A 22982-nucleotide genomic window follows, 5' to 3' on the forward strand; every position below is an offset into this window, starting at 1 on the left:
TTGATTTGCTACTACAAAAATCCTAAAACTGCAACAACAAAGTTTAGCCGGTACAATAACTGCTAATAAGTCTTTTGTCCAAAAATCGCTCAGTTGGGGTTATGGCAAATTCCATAATTTTCATTTGAATACCACTACCCCAATGCCCAATGCCCAATGCCCAATGCCCAATGCCCAATCCCCAACCCCCAATCCCTTTTACCTGTCTTTGTAAAAACCAGGGTGTCTAGTGTCAGAAGAATTCAGTTGCAAAATCTTACCACCATTTTTGTCTGAGGGTAGCGATCGCGATCTCGGTTTAGAGTCAACCCTCCAAGAATTATCAATGTACAATTTCCAAGTGGAAATCAACTGTACTGGTGCAGAGATCGCTAATTTTTTTGAAAGATATCCCTTGCTACCAGGAGCAATCTTGGTAGAACAGGGAAAGTTCACTGGGATGATTTCCCGGCGGCGACTGCTAGAGTTTTTGATTCGCCCGCATGGACAAGAGGTGTTTTTTCAGAAATCGTTAAGTGTTATCTACAGCTATACACGGACAACGATTTTGCTACTTCCTGATACAACATCTATTTTGACTGCGATGCAACTTAGCTTAAAGCGATCGCCTGAACTATTAGCAGAACCAATTGTAGTCAAGACGGCATCTGGTGTCTACAGATTATTAGATGTACAGGAGTTGAATATTACTTCTTGGCAAATTCAAGGAATCGAAAATTTGGTGCGGTATGAACGTAGCCAAGTTCAGATAATTCAAAATGATAAAATGGCTAATTTGGGGCGTTTAGTTGATGGGGTAGCACACGAAATTTTAGACCCCGTGGGTTTTATTTGGGGTAACTTAACTTATGTTTCAAACTACAGCCAAGATTTACTCAAGTTAATAGCAGCTTACGACCAAGAATTACCATCAGCTTCTGAAGAAATTCTTCAGATTAAAGAAGAGATTGAATTTGATTTTTTAGAACAAGATTTATCGCGATCGCTTGCTAGTATCCGCACTGGAGCAGAAAGATTAAAAAAACTCGTCACCAGCTTGCAAAATTTCTGTCATATTGATGAAATTTATCCAAAACCAGTAGATTTACATGCTTGTATAGATAGTATTATTTTATTAATTAATAGCCGTCTCCAAGGAGAAATTGAAATAATAAAATATTATGGTAAACTGCCACCATTGTATTGCTTTATAGGTCAGCTAAACCAGGTTTTTATGAATATTTTAAGCGAAGCTGTAGATACTTTACTGAATGAAGCAGTACGCCAACAATTGCATGTAGAGGACACAAAAACTGTTCCAAAGCCTCGAATTGAGATTACTACAGAAGTTATTTCACAGAAAGCAAACAATCCAAATGCACCAGATTCTCGCTGGGTGTTAATTCGCATTGCTGACAATGGCCCTGGAATGTCTCAGGAGTTACAACAACAAATTATTGAGTCTTTCTCTATAGAAAAAAGGGCTGGTAAAGAGACTAGTCTAACAGTAAGTTATCGGATTATTCTGGCAAAACATGGTGGTAAATTGAATTTTCGTTCCCAACTAGGTTTAGGTACTGAATTTGAAATACTTTTGCCTTTGGTATAGCAATATAGTAATCCGATTTGATTCGTGAACTGACTCGTAGAGATAGGGAATGGGGGATAGGAAAAAAGGGAGTTGCGCGATCGCTCCTGACTGGAAGCTTTGTCGAAAAGACTTTTAAAATCAGTCAGGAGATTCAAATCTCACGTTTTTTACGATTATTCTTTAAATGTTGATAACAGTAAATTTTCGCCACGTTGGTAGATATCGCGTGCGTAATCAGTCCAAGCGCCTTGTCCCCAATAACGAAAACAGCTTGTTTGCAGCAAAAGATTATGTAGCAGAAGACTGCGGTAGTGAGATTGTCTAGTAACAGATTCTGCTGAGTTAATTTGCGGTAAGGGATCAACCTTTTGATGAAATAAGCTGCTTAATTTATACATGGGAGTCAAAACATTTTCATATCCTTCTACCCAACTAATATGATTCGTCCACGAGGCTCCATCCATGTGAAAATTGGGGTTAATTTGCTTTAATTCTTTAATAGCAATCTCTACAGCTTCGGGTTGGCAATTGTCTGGTGAAACTCGTTCCCAAATATGATGTTGTCCTACTGGCTGACAAGTTGGATAGTCTTCAGGTTTACAACCAGCGGCTTCAATTAGTTCCAAATATTCTGTACCACATACCCCAACAACACCTGATTTTCCTCCCCCGTACTGCACCATATCGCGCCAAGCTTGGTTGAAAGCGCTAGGAAATTCATTCATCATGACGCCACCATTTTCGCCATCACCAATTTGACTAACTATTGGCGGCACAAATACACTTCCTATTTGTTGTTTAGATAGGGTTTTGGCTTCATAATAAGGTTGCATTTGTGCAACTAATTTAGTATCTGAACCTTGGGTTTTAATCAAAGCTGTGATGCTAATTGTTTCACCTTGAGAATTGCGGGCAATTAAACGGTGTGGTAAATGTTTGTGGGTGATAGATTGACCGTTAATTGTTTCGATAGAATGTTCTTGCACAAGTAGCCAGCGATATCCACATTCTTTTAGCGCTTTGACAAATTCAAATAGGGTATCGGGGTGGTTTGGCAAATGCATTTCTGGGGGTGAAAATCCTTTAACTCGCGCCAGTGCTTCCCAGCCAAAAATTGCCGCAAACTGATGTTGCCACGCGATGATATGCAATTTAATATCAGGTATGGGTGTAGAAGGAATAACGGCATGGCTCCACATTGTACCCAACCACTCTACATAAGGTTGATAAGTAGAATCGCAAGTAATTCGTTTGAGGTTATCGAGTACGTCGCTACGTCCCATCTGTCTGAGTCCCCACAGAAGATTACCAGAGTAATCCAACATCACGCGCGGATTGCAACCTTGATTGACGAGTTCGGGAATTAAGTCTCCCATGCGGCTGTAACAATAGGCAAAAGGCCCAGCATTGTGGTTATCCCCTTCATTGGGATGTTCAAACATGTATTGCAGATTGCTGATGAATGCACCATCATGTCCAGCGGGTATAGTTGGCTGGTGCATGTGTAAGGCGATCGCAAACACAGCATTTATATCTTTTAATCGGATATTCGTTGTTGGTAAAAATACAGGCTGATCATGGTTAACAACAGAGAGAACCTCTGTTTCCCAACCAGAAATATTCGGCAAGCCATCAATGATTTCGGGCAAAGTAGTAAGAGTTGTAGGGAAGGAAAGCATTTCTAGTTGCTCCGAAATAAAGGCTATTTAATTATCTAACCAATGCAACAGCCTCACCTGTTTAGTTGAGATATCTTTATTAGGTAGTTAGGAGAGACGCTATTAATCGCGTCTATTACGGACTCTGATAGTTGAAAAGAATACAAGCTTAAAAGTTTGCGTACTGTTTTCTAAAGAATAATCGTCTTATTACTGCTGCAAAGCTAGCGCCACTGCTTTGCTTGCAGCAGTTCCAAGACAACCTCAACCGTCTTGATTTACGAACTGAATCATCAAAACTTACGTGTCTGCACGAAAGTAATCATGTTCTTGACCAGAACAAATCACTGAAACGATGCATTTTCGTCGAAAAATTCAGTTTTGGTATTAGCTTCTTCAGTTTTTCGCCAGGCTGTTGTTTTCTCGGCGGAGTTGCTATTCGTAAAATCAGATCTAGCAACCAAGGAGCAAGGCGTTGACACCATACTGCTAAATGACATTGCCATCCAACTAAAATTTCTGGTGCATCTCTTTGCAGTCCGGTGACGAGTACTTGAGCCACTTGCTGGGGAGTCATGGGGATCACCCAGCGAAATAATTTCAAGTCGCGCACCATGTCTGTGTCTGTGAGAGAAGGCAGTAATGCGATCACTCGGATATTGTGTTCCGCTAATTCTCGACGCAGAGCTTGAGTAAACCCTAAGATTGCGAACTTGGTAGCTGAGTAAGTTGCCATTGTTGGTGCGGCGACTTTCCCCATCAGGCTCGACACATTCACGATTGTCCCTTGCTTTTGGCTGGCCATGCGTCGAGCTATCAGGCTTGTCAAGGTGTACATTCCTAATAAGTTCACAGAGAGTTCTTCTTGAACTTGGGGTAGTTTAGATTGCAAGAACGAGTTTTGGTATGCGACTCCCGCACAATTAACCAGTAGATGTATTGGGCCATAACTGCGCCAAAGCTGGGCAATGGCAATATTCACAGCTACTGACTGAGTTAAATCTAACGCTACGATCGCAGTCTCTACACCCATCGCCTCGATTTCGCTGGCTACCTCGACTAACTTTTGGCGATCGCGTGCTACTAATATCAGCCGCTGTATGCCTTGTTGGGCTAGTTGCAGAGCGATCGCTCTCCCAATACCACGGGAAGCCCCAGTAATTAGAGCAGCCTTACCTTGAATATTCATGGTTTTTAACCTCCAAAATCTAAGTCTTACCGCACTCTTTATTCTTCATTGCCTACAGACACAGTTAGAACTACTCGCATCCGGGCACAGGGTAAGACAAATAATTAGTTGTAATTGAAATCAAAAGGGCACTTAGCCTTGAGAAGCAAGATATTTCTGGGTTAATCTGCAATACCTCATCATTCATCCATACGAGGTAGAAATTTCTCGCTTTTAACCCCACAATCAGTTCTTAACACAGTTGGCTGAATGGATGTAGCTCATAGGTTTTACCTCTTTTAGATTCAGAGCGTTCATCAGCATCGTTGACATACACACGTTAGCAACTAAATCAAGGTATTGCAATATTTTTTAAATCAGCATTACTTAATACTTGTTAACATCCAGTATATATATAGAAAATTTTTTGTTATATAAGTTTTTATAAACACTGCTTGATAAATGTCTTAATTCCCTGACAAAAACTCTGATCATCCTCTATAACTGCAACAAACTTGGTTGCATTACAAAATTTTTATCAGAAAACCGTAGCCTTAGATACAAAAAAAGCATTTTATTTATACCCTCATTTCAAATTGCCAGTAATCTTCTTCGGTATAACTAGACGGGGATCATTGCCTAGTCTGCGGTGCAAAGATTTCAGTATTCCAAGTGCACACATATAGTAATCCGATTTGATTCGTGAACTGATTCGTAGAGATGGGGGAATGGGGGATGGGGAGTTAGAGGTGTAGGCAGTTTTTTCAAAAATCAAATAGGAATCCTATATATCAGGACTTACGCAACTGGCATATTATTTTAAGTTCGTGGTAAGGACTTTAGTCCTCACTACAAACAAAAAATTGAGATTTTTGTGACACTTGCGTAAGTCCTGTATATATATAGATATATCTAACTTCTAAGGCTATCTAAAGAAAACTTGCGATCGCAGGTTTTGATAAATTAAAGTCCGCTTATGCGGACTTCTTTTTTGTAGCCACGAATTCAGTCATCAGGCACTTTTGCTATTTATTTTCCCTAACCTAATATAACTAAGGCGGGACAGAGACAGGTTGAGAATTTGATGGCTCAAGTGATTGGGGAGTTGACCCATTCAAGATTTGATTTAACTGAAGTGTTGGAACCGATTGAAAAATACTAAGATTAAGAGGTTCTTTGCTGATGAATTGGGCGTAGGATTGCTGCAAATAAGAGCTGTATTCTGGGCGGTTAAGAAGATAGCTTTCTAAGAAAGCCACACTTAAGGCGTTGAGATAAGAATAAGCCGCAGTCCGGTCGGGGCCGAGCAAGGCTTGTGGCACAGGTAACACATTATTCTCAGCAGTAGGTTCGTCAATAGCAGTGAAGTGAGTGGCATTTTCAATCAAGACTAGGTACTTGTTGAGACTGGAAAGCCAGGTGAAGGGGCGAATCTGTTCTGATACGGCTGGGGCGAAAATATCTTGACTACCTGTCACCAACATTACAGGAACTTTAATTTGACTTATCCCACTTTCACCAAAAATAGCACTGCCAACAGGATTAATAGCAATAACAACCTTAATGCGATCGTCTTTGAGTTGATAACTTGCTGGAGGTAACTCAATTGCTTGACACTGCAAAACCAGGGACACATTTAAGGATGAATTATTGGAATTACAATCCCTGCGGAGTTGGTCAAAGTTAATTTTTGCTCCTGCCAAACTCAAAACAGTATAACCACCAAACGAATGACCGATCGCACCGACTTGCTGAAAATTGAGTTTCCCTTGGACGTTAGGATCAACCTTTTCCAAACGCTGGAGTTCATCAAGTAGAAATTTGATATCCAAGGGTCGGTTAATAAATTCTTGGGCTTCTGGTGGGCCTGCTAAACCTGCAAAATATTGCTCAAAGCGTTCTGCATTACTACCAGGGTGTTCCAGCACCGCAACAGCAAAGCCATAGGATGCTAGATGTTTAGCCAAGTAGACAAAGGTAGAGCGGTCTGAGGCGACGCCATGAGAAATTACCATTAGGGGAAAGGGCGGCGAGGATGTAGCTGGTGTGTTTTGTGGGGTTGCTACAGGTAAATAGAGATCCACCGGCATTCGGCGGTTGCGAGAAATGTCATTTAGCTCCAGGCTTTTGATATCCCAGCGGAATTTTCCGGGCGATCGCAAATCAAGTTTTTGCGAAAAGTCAACAGTTTGGCCGTTACGCGAAGCGGTACCAAGCGAAGTGCGAAGCGCTTCTTTTTTCAGAAAAGCCACAACCTGATCTCTTCTTTTAAGCAATTGTGACAAGTCATCGACTATCCTTAGTCCCTCTGCGAAATTCACCCGTATAGTATCGCTGGGAAACAGACGCAGCAAATTCACAACTGTTAAGCCTTCTTTATCAGCAGCAGCCAAAATTAAAGCAGCACGTATGGCATAGAAGCCATTTTTTCGAGACTCAGTGAGTAATAGCTCTCCTAAACGCTTCATAAGCTGCTCACCTACAGGTGAGTAGGTAACTTGAGATACTAAAGTAGGAGTGACATTGAAGCGTTGTTGGAGTAAATCCCGCAGTTGAGCGAGTTGTTCGGGAGTTGCACGACTGGCATAAAATGAAAGGTCTTCATCGATTTTGCCTTCTTTGGCAAAAGTTTCCAGCGAGTTAACTGACAAAGAAAATTCTCCAAAAGGAGGGTAATAAAAGCTGATGCGATCGGCTCCCAGTCCAGGAGTTGCCGTACAAACAGTAGATAGCAGCCCTAAACTCAGGTATTTCAGAAATTTTTTCATAGGAACAATCCGCTGTTTAACCCTACCAAATAAGTTTAGGCTGGGAGGAAAGCGGGGCGGGAGATGTACCACTTTCCGGTTTACCGAAAAACTGGGTCTAAAGCCTCGTCCTTATTAATACCTTCGCCAATTTACGAGGCTTAATTACAGGACAAACCTAAGATTTTACACGCTTGTTTTTGCCATCCGGCAAAAAACTGAGCCAATTCCTGTATGGTTTGTGTGGAAGTAATTTTGACTGCGTATACGTCTGGACTGGGGTTTGACGTTCTGCCTAATAATCAAGCATGGTCTTGTGTTGGGCTATTTCGGCAAAAACTAGACTACTTCTTTTTTTGGCTAAGATATTGCCTTATAGGACGGCTTTTTATTGTATTTTAAGGTATTGGGCGATTAAAACTCAAAGGTACTCGTGATTTGTACGTGGCTTCAGCCCGGAGAGTGTCAAAAAATAGGATTTGCAAATTTTTCAGCAAAATGATATTGGCAGCGCGATAATTAATATAGATATCAAAATACCTTTTATGTCAGTCAGTTCCTGCCCCTGTTGTGTCGTTGTCCTTAACCAACAACAGGAGCAAAATAACTTTCACCAAAACCAGTGCCAGGATGTGCCGGTCAACTACAGCAAAAGCAGGGTTAAAAATTGCACTGTGGTTGAAAATGGTCGGGTTGTTGTTAAACCATTACCAACACTGCTCAATGAAACTTCTGATACTCAAGAGCAGTCCTAACCGTAATTCATTACTTAATCTAACGAACGAATTTCGTTCGTTGGCAGATCACGTTAATCTAAAGGCAAAATATCGTGGAATTCATTGTAGTCGATGTAGCGATGTCCTTCGTCTGTGTAATGAATGATATCGACAAACCGATAGTTCCACAAAATATCATTAGCACTATAGTGATGACGAGCATGGACAACCTGTGCAACTGTTTCATCAATGCCACTTAGCGAGATTACAAGAGTAGTTTTTGTTTGAATTAGCGACTCAGGTGTCATCCCATATAGAGGACTATACTCATCAATTGGGTGCATCGCCGACCAACTTAACATGAAACTAGGGGTTTGGCTTCTCAGCAGTTTGAGATCGTGGAAGCGACGCATGAACTGCCCTTCTACCGTCACTTCGTCGCGCATCAAATAGACGCGCATCTGCGCCTCCAGAATCTGGTTGCGGCGCTCATTAGCGGCGCGAAACATCAAAGTCGGCACTCCCTCGTGAGGTGTAATCACTGCTACATGGCTAAATAGAACCCTGGCAGTTGGTCGAGAAAATCGGGCGAAAGCTAGTCCAGTCATCACAGCAATTCCCACCAAACCTGCCATCGCTTCAATCGTCACAATGGTATTGGCATAAGTTGTTTTCGGATACATCGCACCATAGCCAATAGATGCCAGCGTCTGCACACTAAAGAAAAAGGCATCTAAAAAATAGCCAGGTCGAGCGTTCTCAATACAATCGCCTCCTGCCAGGTAAGCTAAAGCAAATAGCGTATTAGTAGCCACATACAGAACAGCTATTAAAGCCAGAAAGGCAGTCCAAGGAATCGTTAGTAACAGATGGTAAGGGTCACGCCAGTAGGAATACCATACACCCATACCCATAATCTCAAATTGTCCATCTTGGATTTTGATATGAATTCGTGGGATCAAGCGCTGTCGTTGCTTCTGTGAAAGTCGCTTCAGTCGAAATTTCATTGGGAGTAGCCAAAAGAACGGCGAGTGGTAGTATGACTATTGAAAAGTCGCTGTTTTCAGTTGCAGTGCGAGCGATCGCAAAGTTACAACCTGGTGGTTATATATCGCTGATGAATCGAAATTTTTGGATTACTGCTTTAATTGCCTTTATTAATTCTCTTAGTTTTACAGTTTTAATTCCCATTATCTATCTTTATGGGAAACAATTTGGGCTTAACGATTTCCAGACTAGTTTGTTATTTTCGATTTACTCTATAGCTCAGTTTTTTGCGACTCCTGTCATTGGTAAACTCTCAGATCGCTTTGGACGCAAGCCCTTACTGATTATCAGTTTAGCTGGAACTGTCATTGCTAACTTAATAGCTGGAACAGCGACAACGGCAGTTGTTCTTTTTCTAGCTCGACTCTTAGATGGCATCACTGGAGGCAATACTTCCGTGGCTCAAGCGGTTATTTCAGATATTACCACTCCAGAAAATCGCGCTCGAGGATTTGGGATTTATGGAGCAGCATTAGGATTAGGCTTTGTATTGGGGCCAGTTACAAGTTTATTAGCACAGCAGATTTCTTTGGGTACTGCATTTTTAGTTTCGAGTGCAGTTGCATTTATAGCGGTTTTAATTACAGTCTTTTATTTACCTGAAACTATACAAAATAAAGCAGAGAAAGCACACAACATCTTTGATTTGGGTTTAGGGAATTTAATTAAGGGCTTCGCTATACCTAGAGTTGGTATTCTGCTAGTAATTAATTTTTTTATTGGCACAACTTTTACTATCTTCACTTATGCTTTTCAACCCTACTTTCTTAACGTGTTGGGTCAAAATAGCCAGTCTTTGACACTGATGTTTCTCACATTTGGAGTACTAAGTGTAATCATGCAAACTTGGGGAGTCTCAATTCTCAGCCGGAAATTTAATCTAGTTAGTATATTATTCTTAGGCTTATTTATCCGAAGTCTATCATTTGTTCTCATGCCAGTTTGGCCAAACATCGTTTATTTTGTAGGAGTTAGTATACTTTTTTCTCTGTTCAATTCTCTAGTTCAACCCATGATCAACACACTAATTTCTCTCAACGCTAAGCCACAAGACCAAGGAACAGCAATGGGATTGAACGCATCTTATTTAAGCATCGCCAATGGTGTTGGGCCTGTGATTGCTGGAATGCTGATTCATCAATCGAATCCTAAAACTTATAGCTATCCGTTATATTTAGCCGGAATGCTTACTTTTTTAGTATTGTTTTTGGCAATAGTTACTCGCAAAGGATACGCACAGCAAGTAAAATAGAAATTATTAAATTTCTACTAAAAAATGTAGGGTAAGCATTGCTCACCCTACTGCTAATTAATTTGCGAGATGCTTATTTTTCCGGTTTCGGTTGTTGACCTTTAGAACAGCGATCAAACCACTCCTGGTACTTTTTCTGACGTGACTCATCTTCAACAGCAATGGTTACTCGCACTTGCTTACATCCATGATTTCGCTCTAGGGCGATCGCATTTAATAGTAAACTAGCGATTTTAGGCGAATTAAATTCGCCACTCACTGTTAAACCACCAAAATTTGTAATTTCAAGTCTTTCCGCTTCAGTCAACTCAATACTAGAAATTTCCTCTTGTCCTAAATCAATTTCTGCAAGTTGTTTGTGTTCTGGGCTGATTTGTTCTACAATCAATTTCTCACGCCGGATTGGAACTTGTATCATCCGGGTTTCAATTTCTTTGCGAACAATAACCTCACCAACTTTTCGCTTACCAGTTTCAACGGTTAACCGTTCCTCTAGTAAACGAATAATCTTTTCTTCTCCGATATCTGCTAAATTTACTGGCTCAACCTGGTTATCTATAGTTTGACTATACAGTGTTTGCGTTTGCTCAGCTGAGTTTCCTGATAGTTTCTGTTCACCTGGTGTTTCTGTACCTAAATATTCAGGCATAAGCTCTATTTCTAAGTGGTCTAGATCTATGAAAACAGATTTAGTGGGCTTATCAATTTTTTTTATTCTCTGGCTATGTAATCGGAATAAAAAATGTTGATCTCCCAACTTGTGACTGTATTCTAAAGTCGATTGATTTGCCTGTTTAGATATAATTAAATTTAGCTGATGATTAACATCTACAACTAAATTCTGAACTTCGCCTACTCGCTGACCATGCCTGTCGAATACGGTAAAGTTTTTTACTTTGTTTTTCAGGTCTGCCAGCAAGTTGTTAACGCGAGATTTTAAGTTTGCCTGTCCAACGTTGTTTGCCATCGTTAGCTATTCACATATATACAAAATCTATGAATTAATTTTTACTCAGATATCTTAATTATTTACCATATTGAGTTATTACAAATACAGGTAAAGCTAATCAAACAGCCTCACCTGTACTATATTTAATTAGTAATTAGTAATTAGTTATTTGCTAAAAACTAATTACTATGTCGGTTATCGTTCTTCAATCGGAAGACCAGAAGCATCCACATCTAACTCTTCGCGACGCACGGTTTCTTGAGTCTCAACTGTGTCTTGATCCACAACTTTTCTAACTCTGACTTCTTCACGCAAAAATGCTTCTTTGCGAATCTCAGGAGTTTCTTCATGAATTTCCATACGAGCAACTTCGCCTTCCCGGAAGTCAGCTTCGCGCGAGGAAACAGTAGTCCCCGCATCTGTTGGAGTTACACGTTCAATTACAACTCGCTCTCTTTCCACTGGTACTGCAACTCGTGCAGTCTCGGTTTCAACGCGTTTGCCAATTGCTACTTCTCCAGCTTTTTGGCGTCTCTTATTGGCAACTAATCTTTCTTCATACAATCTCAGGGTTTGATGATCTCCCTCATTTAAACCGTATAAAGAAGGTTCATGTTCGTAAGTGTAATTATCGCGGTTATAAGTTGGTGTGGGGGTCGTTGTTGGCTGATAGTTTGTACCAATTGGTGCTGATGCTTCCAAGGGTGTTGATGCTTCCAAAGGTCGAGTGTTGTAGTCTCCGGAACCCCGATATACTCCACGCACCCGTTCTTCATAGTCATAATCAAGAGTTTGGCGTTCATCAAACTCAGGTAAAGCTTCTGCCTGTTCTCTAGTCATGCCAACAGCGTAGGCACGATCAGCATTGTAGTCAATACGAGTACGACCAATGGGAAGCAATACTTTCTTACCAAAAATCCAGAAACCTAGGTCAACTACTAGATAGCGAAAATGACCTTCTTCATCTACCAAAACATCACTGATAGAGCCAATCTTTTCATCAGTTCTTTCTGTATAAACACCAAGTCCCTTAATTTCACGACCTTCAAAGGTATCTCGGTAATTAGGCTCAAAATCTTCTAATTTGTAAAGAACCATTATATTATCCCTCATTTTTTTTGTATCTCATAATTACCAAGTTAGACATTTGTTTACTTTTTTACCTCCTTCTAACGAAGGAATTTTATTAAGAAATAAGCATCAAAAGTTATAAGTATTTTTAGCTACATAAATAATAAAAATATTTCAGTATTTATTTTTGAAAATGCAATTATTTTAGTGCATTGTTGCTGACAAAATTAAAAGTGCAGGTAGAGATATTTGACTCTGCCTGCATAATTTTTGAAGAGAAATATGTCAGTCAAACAAATTTTTTCAATAGTTACTTAAATAGCTTGATGTGGAGTCCCACCATTATCATCCACACGTAGCTCACCCGCCGTATGCACATCTAACTCTTCTCGACGAATTGTGTCTTGTGCTTCCACTGTATCTTGCTCTACTACTTTCTTTACTCGGATTTCTTCACGCACAAATGCTTCTTTATGAATGTCAGGCGTTTCTTCGTACACTTCTATGCGTGCTACTTCCCCTGCTTGGAACTTAAGTTCATTGGGATCTACTACCGTCCTTCCTGCTGTAGGCGGAACTCGCTCGATCAAAACACGTTCTTTTTGAATAGGTACTGCAACGCGTGCAGTTTCCGTTTCAATGTGCTTACTAACTGCTACTTCTCCGGTTTTTACACGGTGCTTATTAGCAATTAAGCGTTCTTCATAGAGTCTGAAAGTTTGATTATATTGCTCATTTAAATCATATAAAGCTGGTTCTTGCTGGTAATTATATGTCTCGCGTTCATAAGTCACATTGCTAGTTGATGAACGAAACACACTGCGTACTTTTTCTTCATAATCTTCATCAACGATCGCGTTTTCTGCGTACTCAGGTAAATTCTCTACTTGCTCTTTACTCAGTCCATTGACATAGACGCGTCTTTCAGGATAGTTGATGCGCGAAAGACCAATGGGTAGTAGTATTTTTTTACTAACATAGTCTAAGCTGGTGTCAAGAACTAAATACCGAAAACGACCGTCTTGATCAACTAAAACATCGGCAACTGAGCCAATTCTTTCTCCTCCTTGAGTATAAACGTCCAATGCTTTAACATCATCACCGCTAAAAGTTTCTCGATAGTTTGGATCAAAATGTTCAAGTTTGTGAAGAGGCATATCTGTTCCCAAGTTGTTCGGAATATATATTTACCAGCGTAGAAAATATTATGCTGGTTTTCCTCCTACTGACGACTTAATTCCAGTGAGATATTTCAGAATAGTAATCCGATTTGATTCGTGAACTGACTCGTAGAGATAGGGAATCGGTATGAGGAAGAAGTAATAAAGGTGTACTGAATTTTTTCCAAATCAAATATTAGTTCTATAGTTAATATGAACTTATTGATGCTCCTATAGGCTGTGCAACTTGCAATTTCACCGCGTCAACAATAGCATCGGCGTCAATTTTGGCAGCATGAAGCAATTCTTCTGGTGTGCCGGAACCTGGCAGATCACAAACTGCTAGTTTAATTAATCGCAGTTGGGGGCCATTGTAAGTGAGAGTATTATTATTACCAGCAAAGGCATCAAGCACAGCAGCACCTAATCCGCCTTCACTCCAGTGGTCTTCAACGACTACTAAATTACCATTTGTCTCGCGTGCAGCTTGATGAAGTGTCTGCACATCAATGGGTTTGACAGAATAAGCATCAATGACGCGTATGGTGATACCTTCATTTTTCAGGCGATCGCCAGCCTTAAGCGCTTCATGTAGTGTAATACCAGCAGCAATCACAGTGGCTTGATCTTTCTGCGAACCATAAACTACCTTGCTACCACCAATGGGAAATTCTTCATCAGCACTATAAATAACTGGTGTACTTTCCCGTGTGGTGCGGAGATAGACAACCCCATCGCGATCGCTCATTTGAGCTACTAGTTTAGCAGTCTGATTAGCATCACTAGGATAGAGTACAGTACTACCCCATACTGCCCGGAAGGCAGCTAAATCCTCCAATGCCATCTGGGAAGGGCCATCCTGACCAATCGACACCCCAGCATGAGAACCAACTAATTTGATGTTGGCGCGTGAAATCGCAGCCATCCTTATAAAGTCGTAGGCTCTACTCAAAAAGGCGGCGAAGGTGGAAGCAAAAGGTTTGTATTGTCGCACTTGCAAACCTACCGCAGCTGCTACTAGTTGTTGTTCAGCAATGTACATCTCAAAGTAGCGCTCAGGAAAGGCCTCGGCAAAATCTTCAACATAAGTAGAATTGCTCACCTCCGCATCAAGAGCAACTACATCAGGTTGAGCGGCTCCCAAAGCTTTAAGAGCATCACCATAAGCGCGACGTGTTGCTGTCTTTGCACCTTTCTCATAAGTGGGAAGTTGCAGTGGTTCAGGATTAACGATTGCAGCAGGTTGGCTTTGTTCTTCAGGTTTATCTACTTGGATTGTCATCTGGCGTTCACCACCTAACTCGGCGATCGCCTTTTTTTCCTGTTCTGGTTTCAGCACTTTGCCATGCCAACCACCTAAATCCTCTAAAATAGACACACCTTTGCCTTTTTTCGTCCGTGCAATAATTACTGTGGGGCGATCGTTGACGCTCAAAGCTGCGCTAAATGCTTGATCAATCTCCATCAAGTTGTTACCATCAATCTCAATCGCTTGCCAGCCAAAGACTCTAGCACGATTAGCGTAGGCTTGTGTGTTCCAACCCAGTTCAGTCTGACCACGCTGACCTAGCCGATTGACATCGATAATGGCAATCAGATTGTCTAGGGTGTAGTGTGCGGCATGATCAAAAGCTTCCCATACTGATCCTTCAGCTGTTTCACTATCACCTAGTAGTACCCACACATGGTACGGGAGTTGATCTAAATATTTACCTGCTAGAGCCACTCCTACACCAATAGGCAATCCTTGTCCCAAAGAGCCAGTCGCTACATCAACCCAAGGTAAAACTGGTGTGGGATGACCTTCCAAGCGGCTCCCCAATTTCCGCAGCGACAGCAATTCCTCATCGGTGATTACCCCCGCAGCTTTGTACATAGCATAAAGTAGCGGTGCAGCGTGTCCTTTTGAAAGGATGAAGCGATCGTTATTGGGGTAATGTGGATTGTCAAAGTCGTAGCGCAGATACTTGGATATTAAAACCGCTATCAGATCCGCAGAGGACATTGACGAGGTAGGATGACCCGAACCAGCAATAGTTGTAGCGCGAATACTATCTACACGCAATTGTTGTGCCAGCTCATGCCATTGGTGCAGTTGCTCCTGTGTGGTCATAGTTGTTTTCCTGAATGAAAATACAGGGAATTTATCAACAAGTAATAGTGAAGGAAACTGGGGATTGAGAACTAGGTTAAAAACCGAATAAGTTATGAAGCGTAAAAAGAGATAAAAATATGAGTATGAGCAATTTTGGTCAGAGTATTTTTTCTTTCTTCTTTGGTTAACTTTAGATAGTAGGAAGAAGAATAGCTTCTTTCTAATGGAATAATCGTTGTTTCTCTCTCAAGGCAGACAAAAATTACAACCGATTTTATTATTTTAGATGGATGTATTGATTAATACTAACTGTAATTAATTTCACCTGGAATTTTCTACTTAGTCTTGAGTTGATTACAAAAAACGCCAATAAAATTGATTAAATGCAAATTTAGAAATTAAGAAATAAGTTTTTCCATAACGAAATTGATGAATTTTTGACCATTATGTTCTACCTCTTGCTTTCTAACAACCATAAAATTTTTGCTTTCAAAGAAAGGTTTAGCTGTAATACTGGCTTCTGTAAATAGCTTTTTAATCTCTAAAGCCCTTGCCTTTGATTCAATCTGTTCTAAAATTTGTGTGCCAATTCCTTGCCTTTGAAAATCTTTATGGCAATAAAAGCAGTCAATATGACCAGTCGCTTCTAATTGCCCAAAACCAATAATTTTATTATCCTCCTCTGCCACATAAGTAAACTTATCTCCTAAACGCTTAATCCAAACTTCGGTATCTGTATTTTTTGGTGCCCAAGCATCTACTTGTGCTTTTGTATAATCGTGAATATTAACTTCATGAACGGTATCATAAAATAATTTGATAATTTCTTCAGTATCGTCTATTTTAGATATTCGCAAATGCATGATAAAGGTGATTGATGATCAAGAACTATATGAAAAATATTATCAGCGATCGCAAGTGAGTTCAGAGCTTCTCATCGTCAGCCGGGTATATGCTGATAGTCCTACGTCAGTTTTAGTTTCCACACTTAAGGCGAGGTTTTTATGGCTTTACCAACTGAAGAATTCTCAGTGCCAAAGCGCACACCAAGCACAGTTCAAGAAATTCCCTCTCCCGGTATAACTCCCAAAGATTCACTAATTGCTAAAGGCTGGCAACGTGAACAGTATATCGGCATTACAATTCTTTTGCTAAGCTTGGTCGCCGTTGTAGGGTTTTTTAGTCGCCGATTTGAATATGCGCTGTTGTTTGCTTTTGTCCTCAGCATCATGCTGATTGTGTTCTTTCTGACTGTTTAATGGTAGAAGTTTGCTGAAAGATCACCAAAGACACTGCGCCTCCAGTCAAGAGTTCCCTAACCGCGATACCCAATCTCCAGTCAGAGTCAAAATGCCTAATCAACTTTGGTTATCACAGTTGCAACAACACAGAGCGATAGCAGTTATCCGCGCCCCCAAAATGAAGTTGGGACAGCAAATGGCAATGGCTGTAGCATCTGGCGGAATGCAGCTAATTGAGATTACCTGGAATAGCGATCGCGCAGCGGAATTAATCAATCAATTGCGTTCAGAATTACCAGCCTGTATTATTGGCACTGGTACGCTGTTTAATGTGCAGCAGCTACAAGAAGCGATCGCATCTGGGGCACAATTCCTCTTCACACCCCATGTTGATCCGGCAATGATTCAAGTAGCTGTAGAAAAAGATGTACCCATTATCCCAGGAGCACTGACACCTACAGAAATTGTTACCGCTTGGACTGAGGGTGCTAGTTGTGTGAAAGTGTTTCCCGTGCAAGCGATGGGAGGAGCTAAATATATTAAAAGTTTACAAGGCCCGTTGGGTCAGATTCCCTTAATTCCTACTGGCGGCGTTACTCTAGAAAATGCCAAAGAATTTTTACAAGCAGGAGCGATCGCCGTAGGTTTAAGTGGTGAATTATTTCCCAAAAAGCTTGTCACAGATGGAAATTGGGAAGCGATCGCAACTCAGGCAAAAAACCTGATACAACAGTTAAATTAGATTATGATGCAATCACTGAAAACACATGTCTATTGCAGCAATAGACATGAAAATAAAGGTGAAACCTGACAACTTTCCCAAGGCTCCATTATTTGAGTGTATTTACTATGAAAACCATAAATTATGATCACTGGGCGCGTCGCTTAAAAATACTCCTCGCCAGTACAGCGCTTTCCTTGAGTGTTGTTAGTACTAGTTCAGGCGAAGTTTGGGCAAATTCCAAAAATCAGATGATTGCACAACAAGTCCAGACATTACAACAATCTGATCAGCGCTGGATTCAAATTAGTCTTTCAAAGCAGCGGTTAATAGCTTGGGAAGGTAACAAAGTTGTTTATGGGGCCAAGATTTCTTCTGGTAAAAAATCCACTCCCACACGGATTGGGACTTTTAAGATTCAATCCAAGTTGAGGTCTACCCGTATGCAGGGTAGGAACTACGACGTTTCCAACGTTCCTCATGCAATGTTTTACGAAGGAAATTACGGTATTCATGGTGCTTACTGGCATAAAAGATTTGGCACTCCAGTCAGCCACGGTTGCGTAAATCTTGCACCTAAACATGCTCAATGGCTATTCAAGTGGGCATCGTTAGGGACACCAGTAGTTATCCAGAAGTAGTTAAGTATAGCTAAAAGTCAGTTTTAGCAAAATCATAAATAACTACAAATCAAGACAATTGAGCAATTAAAAGTGAGATTTTCCGCTGTAAAACTCCGGGATCTCGATATTAAACTTGAAATAGAATATAGAAAGGAGCATTAATCCCATTTGCCCCACAGAAATAAGCGTAAATCCTGACATTCATGTGTGAAATTACAAATGCAAATATTAGTTTAGGGAAAGTTTGCATTTGCTGATATTTACAACTGTTCAAAAATACCAATAACGCCAAAATCGAGCTGAATACAACAGAGTTACATACCTCAATGGACGGGTGTAACTAAATCAATAAAAAAGATAAAGGACAAGGGGAAAATGCCGAAAAGCCATTCCTCCTGTCTTTTTGTACTCTGCGGATAAGTTGCGTAAATCCTTCATAGTAACTTAGAAGTAGCTCTGGAATTTGTAGCGTTCCAGAAAATTACTTCATGATTTTTGCGTAGTTTAGAAGGTGATGCATAATGCAAAGCTGGATTCGCAGTGGCGGAATTCGTGGCTCAAGGGCTTTTTGTACAAGCGTGGCGCTGATGGCGGCGACGTTGTTCTCCTGTTCGCCACCGTTAACGGGTGATCCCAATTCTGCTATAGCCAGAGCCGAGTCAGTAAACGAAAACAGCATCATAGCATCTGACATTAGGCAAATATCCCAACCTCGCTGGATTGAAATTGACTTGTCAGAGCAACGGTTACGTGCATGGGAGGGTAAAAAACTTGTTTATTCATACCGAATTTCCGGAGGTAAGCGCTCGACTCCCACACCCATAGGTAGATTTCGCATCAATTCCAAGTACCGTACTCATCGGATGCGAGGTAGAGGGTACAACATTCCTGATGTCCCTTACACAATGTATTTTTATAGGGGCTATGCCATTCACGGTGCTTACTGGCATAATCGTTTTGGGACTCCAGTCAGCCACGGTTGCGTGAATTTACCAGTCAAGCAAGCTCGGAGGCTATACAACTGGACAAAAATGGGGACTTTAGTAGTGGTGCGTAGGTAGAAACTAGTAGAGACGTTGAATTGCAACGTCTCTACCGTAGTCAATGTGGCAGATGTCACTTCCGTAGGAAAGTATCTGGTGAGATTTTTCTGTTTGTTCACAAGGACAAGCAATGAAAACTTGGTATAAAGTCACCCATCCAGATGAAGGCATATAAAATTCTTAACGGCTATGATGAAGTTAGGTTAAGTAAGTATTAATTTACCTACTCCTCTAGTTCCTAGCAGCTCAAAAATTTTTTAACTCTAAATCTTGCACCTTGCCCTCTTAAAGAAGGCTAATCAAGCAAAGGAGTATTCAAGTTGATATTTATGATTACGCATATAGAAATTCCTGTTATTGGCAAAGTTAAGCATCCACTACGCTGGCTAATTGGGCTGATAGCGGCGGGTTCTTTGGTTGTTGTTGGCACAACTACCGCCTACAACTTGGTCAACCGAGGGACAAGCAAACAGGATATTACACAACTAACTTTGCCTGTAGAAGCGAAAAACGTCACTTTGCAGATTACTACCAGTGGTAAGGTAGTGCCAGTTGAAAGTGTGAACATTAGCCCAAAAAACCCTGGAGTGCTAGGGCAATTATATGTGGAACAAGGCGATCGCATTCAGCAAGGGCAAATTCTCGCCCGAATGGATAGCGCAAATATTGATGCTCAAATCCGCCAGTACCGTGCAAACTTAACGCAAAGCCAAGCACAGTTAGCCCAAGCCGTGGCTGGTAGTCGTCCTCAAGAAATCGCTCAAGCTGAGGCGCGATTAGCCCAAGCCCAAGCCCAGCTAGCCGCAGCCCGTGCGGGTAATCGACCCCAAGAAATTTCTCAAGCTCAAGCCCAAGTGGATTCGGCTCAAGCAAAGGTGAATTACACAAGTGAGCAGGTAAAGCGTTACCAATACCTGTATCAACAGGGAGCGGAGAAAAAACAATTACTGGATCAAGCTATCAGCGAAGACAAAAGTGCTACAGCCGCTTTAGAAGAAGCACAAAAACGACTATCACTAGTGCAAAGTGGTACTCGTCAAGAGGAAATCGACCAACGCCAAGCAGCCGTTACTGAAGCACGAGCAGCCTTAGTACTGCTGGAAGATGGGACTCGTCCTGAAGAAATTCTTCAGCGCAAAGCAGCTGTTGCATCTGCTGAGGCTCAGTTGAAAGGTGTACAAGTGCAATTAGAAGATACAATTATTCGCGCTCCCTTTTCTGGGATTGTTACCCAAAAGTATGCCAACGTTGGCTCATTCGTGACACCTACAACTTCTGCTTCTACCAGTGCATCAGCAACTTCCAGTTCAATTGTCGCCGTAGCACGTGGTTTAGAAGTGTTAGCTCAAGTCCCAGAAGCAGATATTGGCAGAATTAAACAGGGACAGCAAGTGAAAATTGTCGCCGATGCTTATCCCGATCAAGTCTTTAAAGGTAACGTGCGCCTGATTGCTCCGGAAGCTGTAGTTGAACAAGGTGTGACATCATTTCAGGTGCGGGTTGCCCTCGATACTGGCATAGATAAACTGCGTTCTGGGTTAAATGTCGATTTGACCTTTTTAGGCGATCGCGTCAACAATGCCTTAGTATTACCAACCGTGACGATTGTCACCGAAAAGGGCAAAACTGGCGTACTGATACCAGATCAGAACAACAAACCCCAGTTCCGCGAAGTTACAATTGGGGCGCAGATCCAAGACCAAACTCAGATTTTAGAAGGAGTGCAGGCGGGCGATCGCGTTTTTATCAACCCACCCAAAGACTACAAAATTGAAAAGGCGAAACAACAGAATAATAAATAAATGAACTTCCTAGAAAGTGTCCAAATGGCGGGAAAAACCCTGCTGTCGAACAAGTTGCGTAGCGCCCTGACAATGCTGGGTATTGTCATTGGTAATGCCTCAGTGATTGCCATGATTGGCATTGGCGAAGGAGGACAAAAGTACGTTTCCAATCAGCTGGAGTCGTTGGGGCCAAACCTGTTGTTTGTGATTCCAGGTAATCGAGAAACTCAGCGCGTCTCAAGAGATTTACCAAAAACGCTGGTGTTGGAAGATGCTGAAGCGATCGCTATTCAAGTGCCAACTATAGCAGCAGTAACTGCGGAATTGAACAGTAGGCAGGTGGTCACATACCGCAACAAAAATACTGATGTCAATATCATTGGTACAACTCCCAGCTTTTTGACGGTGCGGAACTTTGAAATTGACAAAGGACGATTTTTTTCTGAAGTAGATATGAAGCGCAGCAATCAAGTTGTTGTGCTAGGTACGAAGTTAGCAGAAAGACTTTTTGGTAGTAGCAGCCCCATAGGCCAGCAGTTACGGGTTAAAAACGCCAGCTTTCAAATCATTGGGGTGTTAACAGCCAAAGGCTCAAACCTCGGTGTTAATTATGATGATGCGGTATTAATGCCCGTTGTCACAGTCGCAAACCGAATTGTCGGGCGAACTTCACCTTATGGACTAGAGTTAACATACATTATCGCCTCGGCGAAGAATGCAGATAGTGTCGATGCAGCAGAGTTTCAAATTACTAATTTGCTCCGTCTGCGACATAAAATTATTGGAGAAGATGATTTCACCATCAATACTCAAAAGGATGCTTTGCAAACTGTCGGTCAAATCACAGGTGCATTAACAATTATGCTAGCTGCGATCGCCGGGATATCTCTGTTTGTCGGCGGTATTGGCATCATGAATATTATGCTTGTCTCTGTCACCGAACGTACCCAAGAAATCGGACTACGCAAAGCGATCGGAGCAACTGAGCAAGATATTTTGCTACAGTTCATGATTGAAGCTGTGATTGTTTCAGCAATTGGTGGCGTAGTTGGGACGGCGGTTGGTATCAGTGGCATTCTATTAGTGGGAGCCTTGACTCCTTTAGAAGCGAGCCTTTCTCCCGTGGCGATCGCAATGGCTGTTGGTGTCTCTGGTGGTATTGGTTTATTCTTTGGCGTTGTTCCCGCACGTCGCGCGGCTAAACTCGACCCCATCGTGGCTTTGAGAAGCGCTTAGTGATGGAGATGGCAAAAATTAATCTTCCTGATTAGATTGAGGTAAAGAAATATTTCCTAAGTAATTCACTAAATCACTTTGATTGGAGAAATCCAACAGCGCCTCAGCTAACTCTTCTAGTTGAGTAATAGATAATGTCCGAATCTGCTGTTCTATATCCGCCTCAATTGCACCAAACCGACGTGTTAACTGACGCAGAATCAGTTGTAGTGCCTCCTGTTTCTTTCCTCGTTCTTCTCCTTGTTGCAACCCCTGTTGCAATCCCTTTTGCAGAATGTCTTGGTAAATTACAGACTCTTGCATAATTTCCTCTCTAAACAGCTGTTTAATCAAATTTTTGTCAAACCGCAAACCAGCTAAAACCTGTACGCAAGCTGATATATTCTGTCGCTCGTCTGTTTCCTCAATCATATCCACACTAGCAGCGACTTGCTCTAGTAAAGCTTGGGGTGAGTTGGTTTGAGTCAATGTCGCTAGTGGTAAGAGTGCAGGGTTAGCTAGCAGTGGTGTGGGATCTTCTTCCCATAAACGAATCACTCGATACGAGTGTCTGGTTTTCTTGTCTACATACTGAGTATTAAAAACAATTTCTGAGGAGGTGGGTTGTAAGAAAATCAACACCTGCTCAATATCACACCAGTATTCTCGCTTTAATCTGGTGTAGTAATCCAGCATCCGAAAATCAAGTGGGGTTTTGGATTTGGGTGTAGTTTGAAACTCTAAATGCAAGATTTGATTGGCGATTTGCAGGAACGTCACCGAATCAGCGCGAATAGGTTCGAGGTTGAGTTCGGTTTTGAGCACTTGGATATCTGAGGTGTTAATTGAGAGTAACCATCTGGCAAAATCGGCTGGGTAGTTTTCGGCTAGGTATTTGCAGGTGTTATCGTAACTCAAGGGC

Annotated in this window: 21 protein-coding genes; 9 read left to right on the forward strand and 12 right to left on the reverse strand. The window is 41.5% G+C overall.

Features of this window, described 5'->3' with window-relative positions:
- Window positions 1-43 precede the first annotated feature (43 nt).
- The gene (locus tag IQ246_RS30750) at window positions 44-178 is read right to left on the reverse strand and encodes a hypothetical protein (protein WP_255515424.1); all 135 of its coding nucleotides are present in this window, start codon (window positions 176-178) and stop codon (window positions 44-46) included.
- A gap of 51 nt (window positions 179-229) precedes the next feature.
- Here IQ246_RS30750 and IQ246_RS02235 point away from each other — a divergent pair, with 51 nt between their 5' ends.
- The gene (locus IQ246_RS02235) at window positions 230-1588 is read left to right on the forward strand and encodes an ATP-binding protein (RefSeq protein WP_193999712.1); all 1359 of its coding nucleotides are present in this window, start codon (window positions 230-232) and stop codon (window positions 1586-1588) included.
- A 155-nt stretch (window positions 1589-1743) separates the two neighbouring features.
- Here the strand turns inward: IQ246_RS02235 and IQ246_RS02240 are convergent, their stop codons facing one another.
- The 3 genes from IQ246_RS02240 to IQ246_RS02250 form a co-directional block, all read right to left on the reverse strand.
- Complete coding sequence (locus tag IQ246_RS02240; protein WP_193999714.1) at window positions 1744-3249, reverse strand: glycosyl hydrolase family 57; 1506 nt, start codon at window positions 3247-3249, stop codon at window positions 1744-1746.
- A 301-nt stretch (window positions 3250-3550) separates the two neighbouring features.
- Window positions 3551-4417: an SDR family oxidoreductase gene (locus IQ246_RS02245; RefSeq protein WP_193999716.1), complete on the reverse strand. Its 867-nt coding sequence runs from the start codon at window positions 4415-4417 to the stop codon at window positions 3551-3553.
- Window positions 4418-5448: 1031 nt separating this feature from the next.
- On the reverse strand, window positions 5449-7164 hold the full coding sequence (locus IQ246_RS02250) for an alpha/beta hydrolase (RefSeq protein ID WP_193999718.1): 1716 nt from the start codon (window positions 7162-7164) through the stop codon (window positions 5449-5451).
- A gap of 524 nt (window positions 7165-7688) precedes the next feature.
- Here IQ246_RS02250 and IQ246_RS02255 point away from each other — a divergent pair.
- On the forward strand, window positions 7689-7898 hold the full coding sequence (locus tag IQ246_RS02255) for a hypothetical protein (protein ID WP_193999720.1): 210 nt from the start codon (window positions 7689-7691) through the stop codon (window positions 7896-7898).
- 53 nt (window positions 7899-7951) lie between these two features.
- Here IQ246_RS02255 and IQ246_RS02260 read toward each other — a convergent pair whose 3' ends face one another.
- Window positions 7952-8866: an ion channel gene (locus tag IQ246_RS02260; protein ID WP_193999722.1), complete on the reverse strand. Its 915-nt coding sequence runs from the start codon at window positions 8864-8866 to the stop codon at window positions 7952-7954.
- Window positions 8867-8898: 32 nt separating this feature from the next.
- Here IQ246_RS02260 and IQ246_RS02265 point away from each other — a divergent pair, with 32 nt between their 5' ends.
- The gene (locus IQ246_RS02265; protein ID WP_244141907.1) at window positions 8899-10158 is read left to right on the forward strand and encodes an MFS transporter; all 1260 of its coding nucleotides are present in this window, start codon (window positions 8899-8901) and stop codon (window positions 10156-10158) included.
- A gap of 73 nt (window positions 10159-10231) precedes the next feature.
- On the opposite strand, the gene IQ246_RS02270 is transcribed toward IQ246_RS02265, so the two are convergent.
- The 5 genes from IQ246_RS02270 to IQ246_RS02290 all read right to left on the reverse strand — a co-directional run bounded on the left by IQ246_RS02270 (window position 10232) and on the right by IQ246_RS02290 (window position 16296).
- The gene (locus IQ246_RS02270) at window positions 10232-11125 is read right to left on the reverse strand and encodes a YsnF/AvaK domain-containing protein (RefSeq protein WP_193999724.1); all 894 of its coding nucleotides are present in this window, start codon (window positions 11123-11125) and stop codon (window positions 10232-10234) included.
- Window positions 11126-11302: 177 nt separating this feature from the next.
- Window positions 11303-12205 (reverse strand): DUF2382 domain-containing protein, encoded by a 903-nt coding sequence (locus IQ246_RS02275; RefSeq protein ID WP_193999726.1) that lies wholly within the window; start codon window positions 12203-12205, stop codon window positions 11303-11305.
- A 287-nt stretch (window positions 12206-12492) separates the two neighbouring features.
- The gene (locus IQ246_RS02280; protein WP_193999728.1) at window positions 12493-13335 is read right to left on the reverse strand and encodes a DUF2382 domain-containing protein; all 843 of its coding nucleotides are present in this window, start codon (window positions 13333-13335) and stop codon (window positions 12493-12495) included.
- A 211-nt stretch (window positions 13336-13546) separates the two neighbouring features.
- Window positions 13547-15451: a transketolase gene (locus IQ246_RS02285; RefSeq protein ID WP_193999730.1), complete on the reverse strand. Its 1905-nt coding sequence runs from the start codon at window positions 15449-15451 to the stop codon at window positions 13547-13549.
- A gap of 380 nt (window positions 15452-15831) precedes the next feature.
- Complete coding sequence (locus tag IQ246_RS02290) at window positions 15832-16296, reverse strand: GNAT family N-acetyltransferase (protein ID WP_193999732.1); 465 nt, start codon at window positions 16294-16296, stop codon at window positions 15832-15834.
- Between the two features lie 141 nt (window positions 16297-16437).
- Here IQ246_RS02290 and IQ246_RS02295 point away from each other — a divergent pair, with 141 nt between their 5' ends.
- The 4 genes from IQ246_RS02295 (at window position 16438) to IQ246_RS02310 (ending at window position 19079) form a co-directional block, all read left to right on the forward strand.
- Window positions 16438-16692, forward strand: coding sequence for a hypothetical protein (locus IQ246_RS02295; protein ID WP_193999734.1), 255 nt, complete (start codon window positions 16438-16440; stop codon window positions 16690-16692).
- Between the two features lie 91 nt (window positions 16693-16783).
- Window positions 16784-17416, forward strand: a complete 633-nt coding sequence (locus tag IQ246_RS02300; protein WP_193999736.1) for a bifunctional 4-hydroxy-2-oxoglutarate aldolase/2-dehydro-3-deoxy-phosphogluconate aldolase — start codon at window positions 16784-16786, stop codon at window positions 17414-17416.
- A gap of 107 nt (window positions 17417-17523) precedes the next feature.
- Window positions 17524-18036 (forward strand): L,D-transpeptidase, encoded by a 513-nt coding sequence (locus IQ246_RS02305; RefSeq protein WP_193999738.1) that lies wholly within the window; start codon window positions 17524-17526, stop codon window positions 18034-18036.
- A 503-nt stretch (window positions 18037-18539) separates the two neighbouring features.
- On the forward strand, window positions 18540-19079 hold the full coding sequence (locus IQ246_RS02310) for a L,D-transpeptidase (RefSeq protein WP_193999740.1): 540 nt from the start codon (window positions 18540-18542) through the stop codon (window positions 19077-19079).
- Window positions 19080-19082: 3 nt separating this feature from the next.
- On the opposite strand, the gene IQ246_RS02315 is transcribed toward IQ246_RS02310, so the two are convergent.
- A complete protein-coding gene (locus tag IQ246_RS02315) occupies window positions 19083-19232 on the reverse strand; it encodes a hypothetical protein (protein ID WP_193999742.1) in 150 nt (49 codons plus the stop codon).
- Between the two features lie 158 nt (window positions 19233-19390).
- On the opposite strand from IQ246_RS02315, the gene IQ246_RS02320 reads away from it, so the two are divergent.
- Together IQ246_RS02320 and IQ246_RS02325 are read left to right on the forward strand one after the other, a co-directional pair.
- The gene (locus IQ246_RS02320) at window positions 19391-20863 is read left to right on the forward strand and encodes an efflux RND transporter periplasmic adaptor subunit (RefSeq protein ID WP_193999744.1); all 1473 of its coding nucleotides are present in this window, start codon (window positions 19391-19393) and stop codon (window positions 20861-20863) included.
- The gene (locus IQ246_RS02325; protein ID WP_193999746.1) at window positions 20864-22081 is read left to right on the forward strand and encodes an ABC transporter permease; all 1218 of its coding nucleotides are present in this window, start codon (window positions 20864-20866) and stop codon (window positions 22079-22081) included. It abuts the gene before it with no gap.
- Window positions 22082-22099: 18 nt separating this feature from the next.
- Here IQ246_RS02325 and IQ246_RS02330 read toward each other — a convergent pair whose 3' ends face one another.
- The gene (locus IQ246_RS02330) at window positions 22100-22978 is read right to left on the reverse strand and encodes a DUF4351 domain-containing protein (RefSeq protein ID WP_193999748.1); all 879 of its coding nucleotides are present in this window, start codon (window positions 22976-22978) and stop codon (window positions 22100-22102) included.
- Between the last annotated feature and the right edge of the window lie 4 nt (window positions 22979-22982).

The sequence above is a fragment of the aff. Roholtiella sp. LEGE 12411 genome (assembly GCF_015206995.1).
GTDB lineage: Bacteria > Cyanobacteriota > Cyanobacteriia > Cyanobacteriales > Nostocaceae > Komarekiella.

What these genes read in the sequence shown, in the direction of transcription:
- IQ246_RS02250 (WP_193999718.1), bottom strand. Translation starts at nt 7,164, where the DNA reads ATGAAAAAATTTCTGAAATACCTGAGTTTAGGGCTGCTATCTACTGTT.
- IQ246_RS02325 (WP_193999746.1), top strand. Translation starts at nt 20,864, where the DNA reads ATGAACTTCCTAGAAAGTGTCCAAATGGCGGGAAAAACCCTGCTGTCG.
- IQ246_RS02300 (WP_193999736.1), top strand. Translation starts at nt 16,784, where the DNA reads ATGCCTAATCAACTTTGGTTATCACAGTTGCAACAACACAGAGCGATA.
- IQ246_RS02310 (WP_193999740.1), top strand. Translation starts at nt 18,540, where the DNA reads ATGCAAAGCTGGATTCGCAGTGGCGGAATTCGTGGCTCAAGGGCTTTT.
- IQ246_RS02320 (WP_193999744.1), top strand. Translation starts at nt 19,391, where the DNA reads ATGATTACGCATATAGAAATTCCTGTTATTGGCAAAGTTAAGCATCCA.
- IQ246_RS02275 (WP_193999726.1), bottom strand. Translation starts at nt 12,205, where the DNA reads ATGGTTCTTTACAAATTAGAAGATTTTGAGCCTAATTACCGAGATACC.
- IQ246_RS02240 (WP_193999714.1), bottom strand. Translation starts at nt 3,249, where the DNA reads ATGCTTTCCTTCCCTACAACTCTTACTACTTTGCCCGAAATCATTGAT.
- IQ246_RS02245 (WP_193999716.1), bottom strand. Translation starts at nt 4,417, where the DNA reads ATGAATATTCAAGGTAAGGCTGCTCTAATTACTGGGGCTTCCCGTGGT.
- IQ246_RS02295 (WP_193999734.1), top strand. Translation starts at nt 16,438, where the DNA reads ATGGCTTTACCAACTGAAGAATTCTCAGTGCCAAAGCGCACACCAAGC.
- IQ246_RS02260 (WP_193999722.1), bottom strand. Translation starts at nt 8,866, where the DNA reads ATGAAATTTCGACTGAAGCGACTTTCACAGAAGCAACGACAGCGCTTG.
- IQ246_RS02290 (WP_193999732.1), bottom strand. Translation starts at nt 16,296, where the DNA reads ATGCATTTGCGAATATCTAAAATAGACGATACTGAAGAAATTATCAAA.
- IQ246_RS02285 (WP_193999730.1), bottom strand. Translation starts at nt 15,451, where the DNA reads ATGACCACACAGGAGCAACTGCACCAATGGCATGAGCTGGCACAACAA.
- IQ246_RS02315 (WP_193999742.1), bottom strand. Translation starts at nt 19,232, where the DNA reads ATGCCTTCATCTGGATGGGTGACTTTATACCAAGTTTTCATTGCTTGT.
- IQ246_RS02255 (WP_193999720.1), top strand. Translation starts at nt 7,689, where the DNA reads ATGTCAGTCAGTTCCTGCCCCTGTTGTGTCGTTGTCCTTAACCAACAA.
- IQ246_RS02280 (WP_193999728.1), bottom strand. Translation starts at nt 13,335, where the DNA reads ATGCCTCTTCACAAACTTGAACATTTTGATCCAAACTATCGAGAAACT.
- IQ246_RS02305 (WP_193999738.1), top strand. Translation starts at nt 17,524, where the DNA reads ATGAAAACCATAAATTATGATCACTGGGCGCGTCGCTTAAAAATACTC.
- IQ246_RS02265 (WP_244141907.1), top strand. Translation starts at nt 8,899, where the DNA reads ATGACTATTGAAAAGTCGCTGTTTTCAGTTGCAGTGCGAGCGATCGCA.
- IQ246_RS02270 (WP_193999724.1), bottom strand. Translation starts at nt 11,125, where the DNA reads ATGGCAAACAACGTTGGACAGGCAAACTTAAAATCTCGCGTTAACAAC.